This is a genomic window from Faecalicatena contorta, assembly GCF_003149105.1.
Taxonomy (GTDB): Bacteria; Bacillota; Clostridia; order Lachnospirales; family Lachnospiraceae; genus Muricomes; species Muricomes contortus_C.
Genome location: NZ_QGDS01000026.1, coordinates 1 through 15,875, shown reverse-complemented (window position 1 = coordinate 15,875; position 15,875 = coordinate 1). Strand labels below are relative to the sequence as shown.

The following is a 15,875-nucleotide window of genomic DNA, read 5'->3' as shown; positions in this document are numbered from 1 at the left end:
CTCAGTTATGATAATTACTAATTTCTACAAATTAACCCCTATCTTCTTTTTGCATACAATGTACTATAAAAATTATTCCAAACAGAAATGGGTGATTATATGTGTTGTTGTAGATATTGTTGTAGATGCCGCTGCAGATACTGTTGTAGATGCTGCTGGTATTTCTAATAGATTCCATCGGCTTACTGTCTTCAGTAAGCCGATGACTTTAAATGGCGGTTCGGTTGTCCAATATCCCTTGCATCCACAAACATCATTTCGGCTTCTGTTCTAGGCTCGTCCTTTTGATTATTGTGAAAATCATTTAAATTAATTGCTATAAATTCCATATTTGCCTCTTTCCCCGGAGCAACTGCCCGAGGCCTTTATATTGCTTGTATATTTTTTAATTGAGTGGTGCTCTCTACCACTCTACTCATTTCAAACTTTTTCAAAATAGGTGAGATTAACTGTCTCTACTGTTAGGCTCATGCTGGGATTTCCCAATATTCCTCTAGCCTCTTCAACAACCGTTCTATAAGCATTCCAGTAATCTACATCAGCTACTGTTTCACCGGGAACTCTTTTGCTTTCAACCATAAAAATAATGCTGCCGTTAAGTTCTCCATTGTCTGGATTAACAAAATATCTTTCATGTACCTCTCCTGTTATGCTAATACCGGTTTCCTGATAAACTTTCACTGCTGCAGAATTCCAAATATCTCCAACGATAGCATTTGTATAATATTGGGGGTCAAGTCCAAAAAATGAAATTGAATAACTTTCTGTTTCCATAATTTATCATTAATACATTTTTAATATAATATATGTATTTCTGCCAAAATCGTTAACTCTCAGCCTACACCCCTATCTTGCTTTCATGTACCTAAAAAATTCATCTAATGCACCAAGTATTTCTGCATTAAAAAACTACTAACCTAATATTTCCATAGTTAGTAGTTTAATGTTATCTTGCCTGTATTATATTTAAACTATTAAATTAAATCTTCTTTCGTTATAGCTAATGACGGATAATGTTTAAGCGTTGTTAAATCTGTATCTACAGGAACACTATAGACCATGTAGTAAGAATCCTTATCCACATCTGTTAATTCATAAATTTTTCTCTCTGCTGCAGTTTTATCCATCGATGCAAAAACCAATGACACGACACCTATTTTACCACTTGAAATATTCTCAATACTTCCACGCAAAATCACTTTTAGAGGAGCTTCTCCATTTAAACCCACGTTAATATAATCTTTTTGATTCATATACAGTCCTCCTGCTCTAATCCCGATTAAATTCCTATTTCTAAATTAAGGATACACTAATCACTACTAACTATCAATATTAAGTTGTAAATATACAATAGGTTAATTAAATTTAAAAAATTACGATTCCTTCCACTATTTTGAATAAGTTTCGGGAAATAATACATTCTACTACTGAGGTGTTATCCATGGCAAAAAACTTATCTGACTTATTATTCAGCAGTAGCAGCACTCGTAAATATTTTATATCTCTCCCTGTATGGCTGCAGGTTGTTCTACACAACAGTCATAACAACATCCGCACGGCTGCACAATTGCGTCTTACAGCGGATATATTGCTCAAACAGGCTAATATCAACTAAAAATATTAGTTTTACTGCATTAAAAAACTACTAACTCAATATTTCATAGTTAGTAGCTACTTATTTGTTCTTATTATTAAAATTGGGATTTGTACTGCTTATCCCCTAATTATGCCATATCAGTTCTTTAGCTGAAATCACAACATATTCTTCTCCCTTTTCACCGATACGCATAATAACGTTCTTAATGCCTGCCTGTATAATTAATCTACTACATAAAGGACACGGCTTTGCCTTATGAACGGCATTGTCTTCAGGATTTACACCGGCTAGATATAAATCTGCTCCCATTGCCTGCTCTTTTGAACAGTTGAGTAGAGCATTTTGCTCTGCGTGGATAGCTCTACATATTCCATAGCCCTCTCCCTGATGCATATCTAAATCTATTCTGGGACAGCTCCCAATATCACAGCAATTATCGAACCCTCTGGGGGAACCATTATATCCTGTTGAGATTACTGTGTCATCTTTCACAATAACCACTCCATACTTTCTTTTTATACATGTGCTTCTATATGCAAATGTTTCTGCTACGTTTAAATATGTATTAATTTTAGAAATCCTTCGTTTTCCACTTGGTTTTACCATCTATTTATTCCCTCTCTGTAAATTTTGACTTTCTAAATTAAGAATACACTAATCACTGCTAACCATCAATATCCAGTTGTAAATGTACAATAATGGGTTAACTAAATCCTATACATCTGACACTATGTAAGATAATAAAAACCGGCATAATTCAAATTTTAAAAGCATAATATATTATGATGCTAAAGGATAGATTAGAGAATTAAAATATAGGCAATACTTTGGGCAGGCGTTAAAAGAGTGCAGGTTTCGTTTTATGGGACATGCAGGGATAATTTGAACAGGAGGCTCTAGACTCATAAAACGTTTAAAGAGCTTAGGAAAGCTATACAAAAATAAAGATTTCGTTATACTAGTTATGCAAAGCTGATTAATATTAATCAGTACTGTTTTTACAGAACCCCTTATATTTTCAGGATTTCATACTCCTGATATATTATGAAAATATTAAAACGCATCAAATAACGAAAGAATTTATTAAGATTTTTTTAGAAATGTGAACTTTTCTCATTTTTTCTTTATTTAAGCAGGCAAATTTGTTATAATGGGTGGAATGAATAAAGGAGGATATTATTCATGAACTACGGAAAAGAAAATCTTACTAAGACAAAGAAGGATATCTCTTCAAAAAAAAACATGAAAAAGAAACGGGTCGGTGTTCGCTTTTTTAAGGCCCTCATAATTTGTATGCTGCTCCTGCTTGTGATCGGCGCGGGAGGTGCCGGTTTATTTGTCAAAAGAATCATAGACAATACCCCAGTGGTGACTCCGGCGGATGTAAAGCCATCCGGAGCCACTTCCTTTGTTTATGCGGAAGACGGCACACTGTTGGATAAATTCCTGCAAAAGGGCTCCAACCGTGTATACAAAACTTATGACCAGATTCCGATTGACCTTACTCATGCTTTCGTGGCCATAGAGGACGAGCGTTTCTACCAGCACAATGGTATTGACTTGCAAGGTATTTTGAGAGCCGGGGTAGTAGGACTGACATCCGGCGGTTTTTCAGAAGGGGCAAGTACACTGACGCAGCAATTAATTAAAAACAATGTATTTCCTAACTTCACTGAGGAAAAGACCTTCTATGACCGTCTGGAAAGGAAGCTCCAGGAGCAGTATCTTGCTGTTGAAATCGAAAAGCAGATGAGTAAGGAAGAGATTGTGGAAGCTTACATGAATACCATCAACCTCGGTCAGAACTGCCTTGGAGTCCAGACAGCGGCAAAGCGGTATTTTAATAAAGATGTATCGGAATTAGATCTTTCCGAATCTACGGTTATAGCAGCCATTACACAGAACCCCACCGACTATGATCCGGTTTTGTATCCGGAATCCAATGCAGTAAGGAGAGAGAAAGTTCTGCAGTACATGCTGAAGCAGGATTATATCAGCCAGTCTGAATATGACCAGGCAATGGCGGATCCTGTATATGACAGAATACAGACGGCAGTCCAGGATGCTGACGACACGACTCCTTATTCCTATTTCATTGATGAACTGGCACAACAGGTAATCAAAGATTTACGTGTACGTAAAAATTATACGGAGACCCAGGCTTACAATGCCCTTTACAGCGGAGGGCTTACTATTACAGCCACGCAAGATCCTGCAATTCAGAAGATTTGTGATGAAGAGGTGGCGAATCCCGCGAACTATCCAGAAACAGTGGAATATGGGTTGGAATATGCTCTGACTGTGACCCACTCAGACGGTACTTCGGAAAACTACAGTAAAGAGATGTTGTCAGAATATATCAAAGGCGCCTGGGGAAGGCAGTTTTCCCTTGTTTTTTCCTCACCGGATGAAGCAAACCAGGCGATTGCAGAGTACAAGAGCACATTAAACATTACCGAGGAAGATACTGTTACTGAAAATATCGACATCAGTCCTCAGCCTCAGACCTCTGTAGTCTTGATGGAGCAGTCTACAGGCAAAGTTAAGGCCATCGTGGGCGGGCGCGGAGAAAAGAAAACCAGTCTTTCCCTGAACCGTGCAACAGACTCTACCAGGCAGCCTGGTTCCTGCTTTAAGATTGTCTCTACCTATGCACCTGCATTAGATTCTGCAGGATATACATTAGCCAGTACTATTCTGGATGAACCCTACAAATATACAACCGGTGCTACTGTCAACAACTGGGATAGAGTTTATATTGGTGAAACACGGGTACGATATGCTATTGAGCACTCTATGAATGTTTGTGCAGTAAAGACACTGACCGATATCGGTCTCCAGACCGGATACGATTATCTGCAGAACTTTGGTTTCACCACACTGGTAAACTTTGATAATGATAATTTTCCTGGTTTTACCGATGTAGCTCAGGCAACAGCACTGGGAGGCATTACCCGGGGCGTTTATAACCTGGAAATGACTGCCGCATATGCAGCAATTGCAAATGCCGGCACCTATACAGAGCCGATTCTTTACACAAAAGTTGTAGACCGTGACGGAAACGTCCTGCTGGACAATACAACTCCTTCTACACACCAGGTAATTAAAGATTCAACTGCTGCTCTTCTTACAAGTGCAATGGAAGATGTTATTAATAAGGGAACTGGTACTGCAGCAAGGCTTAATAATATGCCTGCAGCAGGTAAGACAGGTACTACAGAGAATAGTACCGACCTCTGGCTCTCAGCATATACACCATATTATACCTGTTCTGTGTGGGGCGGGTATGATTCCAATAAACCAATGGAATATATGAGTCAGTCATGGCATCAAATTCTTTGGAAAAATATTATGGACAGAGTACACACAGATCTTCCATATAAAGACTTTACTATGCCCCCATCTGTTGAACAGAAAACAATCTGTACACAGACCGGACTCCTTGCAACCTCTACCTGCCCTCCTTTGACAGAATATTTTGCCAAAGGAACTGCTCCAACACAGAGCTGTCCGGGACATGTGGTAGAAAAGAAAGAGGAAGAAGATAAGGATAAAGAGAATGACAAAGATAAAGAGAAGGAAACGGAAACTCCCGTAAATCCCGATGATGGTGAAACCCCCGGTACGGAAAACCCAGATGGAGGTGATCCCGGTACGGAAAATCCGGACGGCGGTGATCCCGGTACAGAAAATCCGGACGGCGGTGATCCTGGTACAGAAACACCGCCCCCTACCCCTTAACCTATTTGACAGATTTCTAAAGAGACCATCTGTTATAATAAGAAGAGACAAAGAAGAAAGTGAATTTTTCATTTCTTCTTTGTCTCTTTTGTTATCAGAATATAAACAGATTTGAAAACTTTATTTGCTCAGAACCAACTTGGCTGAGCCACAGATTCCTGCATCATTTCCAAGGGTTGCCAATGTAAACCTTACATCTTTTGTTCCGAAACCTGCCCGCTCAAGATATGGCTTCTGAATAAAAGGAATCAACACTTCCCCTGCTTTGGATACACCGCCGCCTATAACAAAAACTGTCGGATCTACGACTAAGGCGAGGTTAGCAAGGGCACGTCCCAGGTAGCGGCCGAACTCTTCCGCCACTTCCACAGCAACAGCATCCCCCTCCTTTACAGCATCAAATACTGCCTTAGCAGTTACAGACTCTTTCCTCAAAACCGTATCTCTTTTCTCTTTCTCCAGCTTTCTCTTTGCCAGTCTCACGATTCCCGTAGCAGAAGCGTACTGTTCCAGGCATCCTGAACCTCCACAGCCACACACATCCGTCTCCTCGTAATTCACGCAGATATGTCCGATTTCTCCGGCCGCACCATGAGATCCCGGCACTATCCTGCCGCCCAGAACGACACCACCGCCCACTCCGGTGCCCAGGGTAATCATGACCAGATTCTTCTCGCCAAGACCGCCGCCCTTCCACATTTCGCCTAATGCAGCTACATTAGCGTCATTGGCAATCCAAGCTTTCATCCCGGTAAGACTTTCCATCTCTTTTTTTGCATCTTTATATTCCCATCCCAAGTTAGGAGTTCCGCTTACAGTTCCATCTTCCGTAACCGGTCCTGGTACTCCAACGCCAACTCCCAAAACAACAGATTTGTCTAGTTGTCTTTCTTGCATTTTATTAAAGATAGCTGCTGAGATATCCGGGAGAATCCCCTCCCCTTTGTTTTCTGTGCGGGTTACGATTTCCCACTTATCAAGGATCTCCCCGGATTCTGTGAACAGTCCCATCTTTACTGAGGTCCCTCCGACATCTACACCAAAACAATATTTCATAACGCTTCTCCTATTTACTCTCTTGTCTCTTCACCCTGCCTATTTGTGTTTTGCCAGATTATCCTGTACACGCTTGTATAATTCCTGCGCCGCATTATATCCCATCTGCTTCTGTCTGTGATTTACAGCCGCGGATTCTACAATAATTGCAAGATTACGTCCCGGACGGATAGGAATACTGTGACATACCACACGGTTGCCCAAAAACTCCGTATAATTTTCTTCCAGTCCCAGCCTGTCATATTCCTTATCCCGGTTCCAATCCTCCAAAGTAATAACTAAATCAATGTTTTGTGTCTCTCTGACACTCTGCACACCAAACATGGACTTCACATCCACAATTCCAATTCCCCTAAGTTCTATAAAGTGTCTCGTAATATCGGGGGCTGCCCCTACAAGGGTCACATCGCTTACTTTCCGGATTTCTACCACATCATCTGTCACCAGGCGGTGTCCACGCTTAATCAATTCCAGAGCTGCCTCGCTTTTTCCGATTCCGCTCTCTCCCATAATCAAAACCCCTACGCCATACACATCCACCAGTACGCCATGAATCGATATACAAGGTGCCAGCTCCACATTCATCCAGCGGATAATCTCACTCATAAAAGAGGAAGTAGATTTGGAGGTTACAAAAATCGGAACATCATATTCCACGGCTTTTTTCAGCAGCATCTCCTCCGGCTGCATATTTCTGCTGAATATAATACAGGGAACTTTATGCCGTAAAAATTCTTCATATATCTGGAGTTTTTTCTCTTCCCCTAATGTCTGCAAATATGTGTATTCTACATATCCGATTATCTGTACCCTGTCGGAGGCAAAGTGGTCAAAAAACCCGGCAAGCTGAAGGGCTGGCCTGTTAATATCCGGAACATGCACCTCACGTTCAATTAGCTCCACCTCGGGAGTCAGATTCTTTAAATCCATTTTTTCAACGACTTGTTTTAATTTTATACCATGTCCCATAGCTTTCTCCTTTTTCTAATTTTCCAATATGCAAATTCAAATAGAGCATTTGTAAAATTATATCATAAATCCCAGGCTAATGAAAGAAGTTATACACTGCCTCTGCGGCTTTTTCATTCATCGACGGTACTTTGGCAAGCTCTTCCACAGATGCAGCCCTGATAGCATCCAGATTCATATAATGGCGCATGAGTGCCTTGCGGCGCGCAGGTCCGATTCCATCAATATCATCCAAAATAGAATGTACCTGTCCTTTTCCTCTGAGCTGCTTGTGATATTCTATGGCAAACCGGTGAGCTTCATCCTGAATTCTTGTAACCAGCCGGAATGCTTCGGAAGATTTATCAATGGGAATTTCTTCATTATGATAATATAGCCCTCTGGTCCTATGGTAATCATCTTTCACCATACCGCATACTGGAATATTCAGATGAAGTTCTTCCAAAACCTGTAAAGCGACATTTACCTGCCCCTTACCTCCATCCATAAGAATCAGGTCCGGGAATATTGTAAACCCTCCCAGTTCTTTACTCTCCTCACGTTCACGAAGCCCGTGAGTAAATCTCCTGGTAAGGACCTCACGCATACTGCCGTAATCATCAGCCCCTTGAATCCCTTTGATTTTAAACTTCCGGTAATCATTTCGTTTTGGCCTGCCCCTTTCATATACCACCATAGAGCCGACAGACTCAAATCCATTCGTATTTGAGATATCAAAAGCTTCCATCCTGCTGATGTCGTCCAGTCCCAGGAGCCCTGCAATCTCCTTGACGGCCCCAATAGTTCTGCCTTCTTCCCTTTTCAGCCTTTCTTTATCCTTGCTCAGTACGAGCCCTGCATTGTTGGCAGCCAGTTCCACCAGCTTTTCTTTCGATCCTTTCTTTGGAACCTTAATCGTAACCCTTCCGCCCCGCTTTGTACTCAGCCATTCTTCCAGAAGCTGCATGTCTTCCAGCTCCTGGGGAAGCATCAGTTCTCCGGGAATAAAAGGAGTTCCTGCATAATACTGTTTAATAAAACTGTCCAGAATCTCGCTCTCCTGCTCATCTTTGGAAATACGCAGATAAAAGTGATCCCGGCCGATCAGCCGGCCCCCACGGATGAAAAACACCTGTACCACAGCATCCTCCTCCTCGGAGGCTACCGCCAAAATATCTCTGTCCTCACCGCTGCTGTCCGTAATCTTCTGCTTCTGGGACACCTTCTTCACACTATTCAAAAGCTCCCGGTACTCAATGGCCTTTTCAAACTCCATGGCTTCCGAAGCCTCATTCATCTTCTTCTCCAGATCATTCAAGATGCCGTCAAAGCTTCCGTTCAGGAAGCGGATGACCTCCTGAATTGCCTTCCCGTACTCCTCCTGAGAAATATATCCCTGACAGGGGGCTTCACATTGCTTGATATGGTAATTCAAACAGGGCCTTTCCTTTCCTATATCCCTTGGCAGGTTCCGATTGCAGCTTCTCACGTGATACAGCTTATGTATCAAGTCAATAGTGTCCCTGACCGCCTGACCGCTTGTATAAGGCCCGAAATACTTTGCCTTATCCTTTTGCATCTTCCTGGCCAGCATCACTCTTGGAAAAGGCTCATTTACAGTAACCTTAATAAAAGGATAAGCCTTATCATCCATCAACATTGTATTATACTTGGGCCTGTGTTCCTTAATCAGATTACATTCCAGAACAAGCGCCTCCAGCTCTGAATCTGTCACAATATACTCAAACCGCCGTATATGCGTGACCATCTGTTCAATCTTAACCCCCTTATTTCTGCTGCTCTGAAAATATTGGCGCACCCTGTTCTTCAGGCTGATTGCCTTGCCGACATAAATGATATTATCCTTTTCATCGTGCATAATATAAACCCCGGGTCTGCCGGGGAGTTTTTTTAGTTCTTCCTGAATATCAAAATTATAATTGTCCATGTTTCTATTATAAATGTTTCCAATGTATTTGTGAAGTGAAATTAATAAGAAAGGATACTGCTGAACGCAAACAGCAGGGAAGGTCTCCTCTTCCCTGCTGCTTTATATCTGCTTATTCAACCGGCTTCATTGAAATACGTACTTCTTTTTTAGGTTCTTCCCCTTCCTCCGGTTCTGCAATCCCTTTTACCTCCCGGAAGATTTTCATAAATTCTTTTCCTGTTATTGTTTCTTTTTCTATCAGGAAGTCAGATATCTTATCCAGAGCCTCCCTATTTTCAGCCAAAAGCCTTTTCGCCTCTTCATATGCCTTCTTCAGCATACCCATGACTTCTCCGTCAATCTGGGCTGCTGTAGTATCCCCGCAGTTCATAACCGGACGACCGTCCAGATAACGGTGCTGAACAGATTCCAGCCCAATCAGGCCGAACTTTTCAGACATACCATACTGGGTAATCATAGCCCTTGCGATTTTCGTTGCCTGTTCTATATCATTGGATGCACCGGTGGTTACAGTATCAAATACAAGTTCTTCGGCAGCACGTCCCGCCAAAGCTCCGGTCAGCATAGCTTCCAGTTCCTTTTTCGTGTTAAGGAACTTTTCCTCCTCAGGTGTCTGCATCACATATCCCAGGGCACCCATAGTTCTCGGCACTATTGTAATCTTCTGGACCGGTTCTGCATCTTTTTGAAGGGCGCTTACCAGTGCATGGCCTACTTCATGGTAAGATACAATTCTTCTTTCTTCCTCACTCATGATACGGTCTTTTTTCTCTTTACCCACCAGCACCACTTCTACCGCTTCAAATAAATCCTTCTGGCCTACAACCTGTCTTCCGTTCTTTACGGCATTGATGGCAGCTTCATTGATCATATTTGCGAGGTCTGAACCTACAGCTCCGGAGGTTGCCAGTGCAATCGCCTCCAAATCTACAGTCTCATCCATTTTTACATCCTTGGCATGGACCTTCAGGACATCCACACGTCCCTTTAAATCCGGTTTATCCACAATAATCCGCCTGTCAAAACGTCCGGGACGCAGCAGTGCCGGGTCCAGTACCTCAGGACGGTTTGTAGCCGCCAGTAAAAGTAATCCTTTATTTGTGTCAAACCCATCCATTTCAGCCAAAAGCTGATTCAAGGTCTGCTCGCGCTCATCATTGCCGCCTCCCATAGCAGTATCACGGCTCTTACCGATTGCGTCAATCTCGTCAATAAATACAATACAGGGAGCCATCTGCTGTGCCTGCTTAAACAAATCACGGACACGGGATGCACCCACACCTACATACATTTCCACAAAAGCAGAACCGGATAGTGAAAAGAACGGTACCTTCGCCTCTCCTGCCACCGCCTTTGCAAGCAGGGTTTTTCCTGTACCCGGAGGTCCTACCAACAGCGCACCCTTCGGCAACTTGGCACCGATACCCGTATATTTTCCCGGGTTGTGAAGAAAATCCACTACCTCCTGCAAGGATTCCTTAGCCTCATCCTGACCTGCAACATCCTGGAAGGTAACTCCAGTCTCTTTCTCCACGTAAACCTTTGCATTGCTTTTGCCGATTCCCATCATTCCGCCGCCCTTTGACATACGTTTCATCAGGAAATTAAATAAAATAACAAGCATAAGTATAGGCAGAACTACTGTAATAAATATCTCAAATACCATAGAGGATGCCGTGTCCGGAATCTTCTGCTCATATTCTACCCCAGCTTTATACAGCTGGTCCGACAAAGTATCGTTTTTCACCACACCTGTGTAATAATCCGGAGCCTGCTCCTGGTCTGAGGTCTTCTCTTCAAACTGGGCAACAATATCAGAGGCGCTTTCTCTTTCTGTCTCTTTTTCTTTCTTTTCCTCAGCTCTTGCCTCATCTGTTAATGTAATATAAATCTTTGTCGAATCAATGGTAACTTTTTTGACCTCGCCGCTATCCACCATTGTAAGAAATTTATCATAACTGATTTCTTCAGGGTTCTTATCCTGCATTAATGAATATAATCCCATTACTATAAAAACGGTCAGCAGTGTAGTTACAAGAATAATTCCCCAACCCTGCCGGTTGTTTTTAGGATTGTTGTTATTTCTATTGTTCTGATTATCCATTCTTCTCCTCCTAAAATCCACTATCCCCATTATAAGGACAGGCTTCTCATAAATCAATAAAAAGATTATGAAAATATTGTAAACATAAGGCGTTTTATAGTATACTGGGTAAGTGAAAAATGATTCGAGAAGGAATGTGAAAATGAAAATAGGATTTGATAACGAAAAATATCTGACTATGCAGTCAGAACATATCCGTCACCGGATTGACCAGTTCGACAATAAGCTTTATCTGGAATTTGGCGGAAAACTATTTGATGATTACCATGCAGCCAGGGTATTGCCCGGCTTTGAACCCGACAGCAAGCTCCGCCTTTTAAAACAGCTCAGCAGCCAGGCAGAAATTGTCATTACTATCAATGCCCGGGACATTGAAAAAAATAAAATTCGCGGGGATTTAGGAATTACTTACGATTCTGATGTACTCCGCCTTATGGATTCCTTCCGGGATAACGGCCTGTATGTAGGCAGTGTTGTTATCACCCAATATTCAGGGCAGGAAAGCGCCCTGCTTTTTAAAAACCGTTTGGAAAACCTGGGTATTCGTGTTTATATTCATTACTATATCAACGGCTATCCCTCCAACATCCCTCTGATTATCAGTGACGAGGGTTACGGCAAAAATGATTATGTTGAGACAACACGTCCTCTTGTTATTATAACTGCCCCCGGCCCCGGAAGCGGTAAAATGGCGGTCTGTCTCTCTCAGTTATATCATGAGCATAAACGTGGAATTCATGCAGGATATGCCAAATTTGAAACATTTCCCATTTGGAATCTGCCTCTGAAGCATCCGGTCAATCTTGCTTATGAGGCTGCTACTGCCGATTTAAACGATGTCAATATGATTGACCCCTTCCATTTAGATGCATATGGGATTACAACCGTAAACTATAACCGGGACGTGGAAATCTTCCCTGTGCTGAACACTATTTTTGAAAAAATATATGGGAAAAGCCCTTATAAATCACCTACTGATATGGGTGTCAACATGGCGGGAAACTGTATCTGTGATGATGAAGTCTGCCGTGAGGCATCCCGCCAGGAAATAGTCCGGAGATATTTTACAGCTCTGAACTGCTTGTTAGAGGGGACAGGCTCTGAGGAGGAAATTCAGACTATTGAGCTTTTAATGAATCAGGCTAATGTAGCTGTGCAGGACCGCAAGGTAGTCGGAAAAGCACTGGAACGGGCACAGGAAACCCAGGCTCCCGCTGCTGCAATGGAGCTGGATAATGGCCGTATCATAACCGGAAAGACTACCAATCTCCTGGGAGCTTCTGCCGCGCTGATGCTTAATGTATTAAAAGAGCTGGCCGGCGTTGACCATGAACTGCATGTCATTTCCCCTGAATCTATTGAGCCAATCCAGAAGCTGAAAGTAGATTACTTAAAAAGCAAGAACCCCCGTCTGCATACAGATGAGGTTTTGATTGCCCTCTCTACAAGTGCGGCAGCCAATCCTGATGCAAGAAAGGCCCTGGAACAGCTTCCTAAGCTGAAATGCTGCCAGGCCCATACCTCCGTCATGCTTTCGGATGTAGATATTAAAATTTTCAAAAAACTGGGGGTACAGCTTACCTGTGAGGCAGCTTACGAAACAGACCATATTTACCATTAGCTTTCTAAATATAATCCTGTCTGGTTAGGCTGCAGCACACTTGTAAATAATTTTCCCCGCCTCAGCAAAAAAAATACTGTATTTTTTGTCGTAATTGGTGTATACTCTTTAAGTATTTTTTAAGTATACATTCATTACAGAGGAGGATCTTATGGCAGTAAAATATGTATTTGTTACTGGTGGAGTTGTTTCTGGTTTGGGTAAGGGCATCACTGCTGCGTCACTGGGACGTCTGCTGAAAGCACGCGGATATACTGTGACAATGCAAAAATTTGACCCCTACATCAACATCGACCCAGGAACTATGAACCCGGTACAGCACGGTGAAGTATTCGTAACTGATGACGGAGCGGAAACAGACTTGGACCTGGGACATTATGAGCGCTTTATTGATGAAAATCTGACAAAAAATTCGAATGTCACAACAGGTAAGATTTACTGGTCTGTCCTGCAAAAAGAACGCCGTGGTGATTTTGGCGGAGGAACTGTCCAGGTTATTCCTCATATCACAAATGAAATTAAAAGCAGATTTTACCGCAATCCTGCTGCTGAAGGGACGGAAATTGCTATCATAGAAGTCGGCGGAACTGTCGGTGATATTGAAAGTCAGCCTTTTTTAGAATCCATCCGTCAGTTTCAGCATGAAAAAGGTCCTGAAAATGTAGTTCTCATACATGTAACGTTGATTCCTTATCTGAAAGCCTCCCAGGAGATGAAGACCAAGCCAACCCAGGCAAGCGTAAAAGAGCTTCAGGGAATGGGTATCCGTCCGGATGTTATCGTCTGCCGCTCGGAGTATCCTCTGGATACGGGCATGAAGGATAAGATTTCTTTATTCTGTAATATCCCTGCAAGCCACGTTCTTCAGAATTTGGATGTTGAATATTTATATGAAGCGCCACTTGCCATGGAGAAAGAAAAACTGGCACAGGTTGTGTGCGAATGTCTCCGCCTCGAATGCCCTGAACCGGATTTGAAAGACTGGACAGAAATGGTGGACAATCTGCGCCAACCTACCCAGGAAGTGACCGTAGCTCTTGTAGGAAAATATATCCAGCTTCACGATGCCTATATCAGCGTGGTAGAGGCTTTAAAACATGGCGGTATCTACAGCCATACTACAGTGAATATTAAATGGATAGATGCAGAAACTGTCACCTCCGACAACGCTGCCGACATTTTCCAGGATGTAAGCGGAATTCTTGTCCCAGGGGGCTTTGGTGACAGAGGTATAAGCGGTAAAATTGAGGCAATCCGGTATTCCCGCATCAATCATATCCCATTCCTGGGTCTGTGTCTTGGAATGCAGCTTTCTATTGTGGAATTTGCACAGGATGTGCTCGGTTACAATGACGCACACAGCATGGAATTAAAACCAGATACCACTCATCCGGTCATTCATATTATGCCTGACCAGATTGGAATTGAGGATATTGGAGGAACGCTGCGCCTCGGCTCTTATCCGTGTATTTTGAAAAGAGAGTCAAAGGCTTATCAATTATATGGCACGGAGGAAATCAAAGAACGCCACCGCCACCGTTATGAGGTAAACAATGATTACCGGGAAGCACTGGAGGAACATGGAATGATGCTCTCCGGCTTGTCCCCTGACGGACGGATTGTGGAAATGATAGAAATACCTGAACACCCCTGGTTTATTGCTACCCAGGCACATCCCGAACTAAAGTCCAGGCCAAACCGCCCGCACCCATTGTTTAAAGGATTTGTAGAGGCATCCGCGGCAGCAAAAAATAGGGGAAATTAAATCTCAGAAGATTATTTATATGTAAAAGGACTGTCGGAAAATGATGTGACCCCTAAAAGTTAGACTTTATTGCGAAGTGGATTTTCCACTTCGCATTTTTCTTTTATGCTGCCAAAAGGCTGAGTCTGTATTCAACGGGACTCATCCATCCTAGTTTTTCTTTTATTCGTTGTTTATTGTAATACTCTATGTAGTTATTTATTGCTTCATTGAGATCATCATAACTGTAATACACTTCGCCATAATACATTTCCTGTTTCATTATCCCAAAGAAATTTTCCATAACTGAATTATCATGGCAATTTCCTTTTCTGGACATACTTTGAAAGATTCGATGTTCTTGCAAGGTACGAACATATGCTTTCATCTGGTAACCCCAGCCTTGATCCGAGTGAAAGGTTCTTCGATATGGACAATCTGATGTGATTTCGATTGCAGTGTTCAGAGCATCTATTATGTTTTTGGCAGATGGTGTAGGTGATACTCCATAGCTTAGAATTTCTCTATTACACAAATCCATAAACGGATCTAGGTATAATTTTTTGATTATCATACGTCCCTTAGAATCTACATCATAATACTTAAATTCAGTGGTATCGGTTGTGATTTTTTGATGTGGTATTTTAGTATCAAAACGTCTCCGTAGTCTATTTAGTGCCACTTTACCAACTCTACCTTTGTAGGAACTGTATTTACGGCTTTTTCTAGTAAAGGAAGTTACTTGTATGGATAGTCTCTGCATAATTCGTTGAACCCGCTTTTTATTCACTAGGAAACCTTGTTTGCGAAGTTCACCCAACATACGTCTGTATCCAAAGTCTTTATGGGTTGAATGAATTTTCTGTATTTTTTCTTCGAGTTCCTGGTTGGGATTTTCTCTTTCCAATCTTTTTTGCCAGTACATGTATGTTGATTTGGGGAATCCAATCACTGCGAGAATAGCTGTCAATTTGAAGTCTCTTCGGAGGCTGTGGATGATTCTCGCTGTTTTTTCAGAAGAGTTTCCTCCTCTAAACGCAACCTCCTCAATTCTTTTAAATAAGCATTCTCTATTTTTAATTTTAGAAGTTCATCTTCAAGTTGTTTGATATG

The 15,875-nt window shown here is 42.1% G+C and carries 12 protein-coding genes; 3 read left to right on the top strand and 9 right to left on the bottom strand.

Going from position 1 to position 15,875, the window contains the following annotated elements:
* Nucleotides 1–191 precede the first annotated feature (191 nt).
* The 4 genes from A8805_RS22260 to A8805_RS21145 all read right to left on the bottom strand — a co-directional run bounded on the left by A8805_RS22260 (nucleotide 192) and on the right by A8805_RS21145 (nucleotide 2,203).
* Complete coding sequence (locus A8805_RS22260; RefSeq protein ID WP_181392945.1) at nucleotides 192–329, bottom strand: hypothetical protein; 138 nt, start codon at nucleotides 327–329, stop codon at nucleotides 192–194.
* Between the two features lie 91 nt (nucleotides 330–420).
* Nucleotides 421–774 (bottom strand): hypothetical protein, encoded by a 354-nt coding sequence (locus A8805_RS21155; RefSeq protein ID WP_109714701.1) that lies wholly within the window; start codon nucleotides 772–774, stop codon nucleotides 421–423.
* A 200-nt stretch (nucleotides 775–974) separates the two neighbouring features.
* Complete coding sequence (locus A8805_RS21150) at nucleotides 975–1,253, bottom strand: hypothetical protein (RefSeq protein WP_109714700.1); 279 nt, start codon at nucleotides 1,251–1,253, stop codon at nucleotides 975–977.
* Nucleotides 1,254–1,720: 467 nt separating this feature from the next.
* Nucleotides 1,721–2,203 carry a deoxycytidylate deaminase gene (locus tag A8805_RS21145; RefSeq protein ID WP_109714699.1) on the bottom strand — a complete coding sequence of 161 codons (483 nt, stop codon included), beginning with the start codon at nucleotides 2,201–2,203 and terminating at the stop codon, nucleotides 1,721–1,723.
* Nucleotides 2,204–2,779: 576 nt separating this feature from the next.
* Between A8805_RS21145 and A8805_RS21140 the strand changes: the two genes are divergently transcribed.
* Nucleotides 2,780–5,338, top strand: coding sequence for a transglycosylase domain-containing protein (locus A8805_RS21140; protein ID WP_109714698.1), 2,559 nt, complete (start codon nucleotides 2,780–2,782; stop codon nucleotides 5,336–5,338).
* Nucleotides 5,339–5,458: 120 nt separating this feature from the next.
* Here A8805_RS21140 and A8805_RS21135 read toward each other — a convergent pair whose 3' ends face one another.
* From A8805_RS21135 to ftsH, 4 genes are all read right to left on the bottom strand, one after another.
* Nucleotides 5,459–6,394 (bottom strand): ROK family glucokinase, encoded by a 936-nt coding sequence (locus A8805_RS21135; RefSeq protein WP_109714697.1) that lies wholly within the window; start codon nucleotides 6,392–6,394, stop codon nucleotides 5,459–5,461.
* Between the two features lie 39 nt (nucleotides 6,395–6,433).
* Nucleotides 6,434–7,363, bottom strand: coding sequence for an HPr(Ser) kinase/phosphatase (gene hprK, locus A8805_RS21130; RefSeq protein ID WP_109714696.1), 930 nt, complete (start codon nucleotides 7,361–7,363; stop codon nucleotides 6,434–6,436).
* 76 nt (nucleotides 7,364–7,439) lie between these two features.
* Nucleotides 7,440–9,290, bottom strand: coding sequence for an excinuclease ABC subunit UvrC (gene uvrC, locus A8805_RS21125; RefSeq protein WP_109714695.1), 1,851 nt, complete (start codon nucleotides 9,288–9,290; stop codon nucleotides 7,440–7,442).
* Between the two features lie 112 nt (nucleotides 9,291–9,402).
* Nucleotides 9,403–11,397: an ATP-dependent zinc metalloprotease FtsH gene (gene ftsH, locus A8805_RS21120; RefSeq protein ID WP_109714694.1), complete on the bottom strand. Its 1,995-nt coding sequence runs from the start codon at nucleotides 11,395–11,397 to the stop codon at nucleotides 9,403–9,405.
* 142 nt (nucleotides 11,398–11,539) lie between these two features.
* On the opposite strand from ftsH, the gene A8805_RS21115 reads away from it, so the two are divergent.
* Both A8805_RS21115 and A8805_RS21110 read left to right on the top strand, forming a co-directional pair.
* The gene (locus A8805_RS21115; protein ID WP_109714693.1) at nucleotides 11,540–13,018 is read left to right on the top strand and encodes a DUF1846 domain-containing protein; all 1,479 of its coding nucleotides are present in this window, start codon (nucleotides 11,540–11,542) and stop codon (nucleotides 13,016–13,018) included.
* Between the two features lie 151 nt (nucleotides 13,019–13,169).
* A complete protein-coding gene (locus tag A8805_RS21110) occupies nucleotides 13,170–14,783 on the top strand; it encodes a CTP synthase (RefSeq protein WP_109714692.1) in 1,614 nt (537 codons plus the stop codon).
* Nucleotides 14,784–14,886: 103 nt separating this feature from the next.
* On the opposite strand, the gene A8805_RS21105 is transcribed toward A8805_RS21110, so the two are convergent.
* A complete protein-coding gene (locus A8805_RS21105) occupies nucleotides 14,887–15,762 on the bottom strand; it encodes an IS3 family transposase (RefSeq protein ID WP_242992467.1) in 876 nt (291 codons plus the stop codon).
* Nucleotides 15,763–15,875 lie beyond the last annotated feature (113 nt).

What these genes read in the sequence shown, in the direction of transcription:
- A8805_RS22260 (WP_181392945.1), bottom strand. Translation starts at nt 329, where the DNA reads ATGGAATTTATAGCAATTAATTTAAATGATTTTCACAATAATCAAAAG.
- A8805_RS21155 (WP_109714701.1), bottom strand. Translation starts at nt 774, where the DNA reads ATGGAAACAGAAAGTTATTCAATTTCATTTTTTGGACTTGACCCCCAA.
- A8805_RS21150 (WP_109714700.1), bottom strand. Translation starts at nt 1,253, where the DNA reads ATGAATCAAAAAGATTATATTAACGTGGGTTTAAATGGAGAAGCTCCT.
- A8805_RS21145 (WP_109714699.1), bottom strand. Translation starts at nt 2,203, where the DNA reads ATGGTAAAACCAAGTGGAAAACGAAGGATTTCTAAAATTAATACATAT.
- A8805_RS21140 (WP_109714698.1), top strand. Translation starts at nt 2,780, where the DNA reads ATGAACTACGGAAAAGAAAATCTTACTAAGACAAAGAAGGATATCTCT.
- A8805_RS21135 (WP_109714697.1), bottom strand. Translation starts at nt 6,394, where the DNA reads ATGAAATATTGTTTTGGTGTAGATGTCGGAGGGACCTCAGTAAAGATG.
- hprK (WP_109714696.1), bottom strand. Translation starts at nt 7,363, where the DNA reads ATGGGACATGGTATAAAATTAAAACAAGTCGTTGAAAAAATGGATTTA.
- uvrC (WP_109714695.1), bottom strand. Translation starts at nt 9,290, where the DNA reads ATGGACAATTATAATTTTGATATTCAGGAAGAACTAAAAAAACTCCCC.
- ftsH (WP_109714694.1), bottom strand. Translation starts at nt 11,397, where the DNA reads ATGGATAATCAGAACAATAGAAATAACAACAATCCTAAAAACAACCGG.
- A8805_RS21115 (WP_109714693.1), top strand. Translation starts at nt 11,540, where the DNA reads ATGAAAATAGGATTTGATAACGAAAAATATCTGACTATGCAGTCAGAA.
- A8805_RS21110 (WP_109714692.1), top strand. Translation starts at nt 13,170, where the DNA reads ATGGCAGTAAAATATGTATTTGTTACTGGTGGAGTTGTTTCTGGTTTG.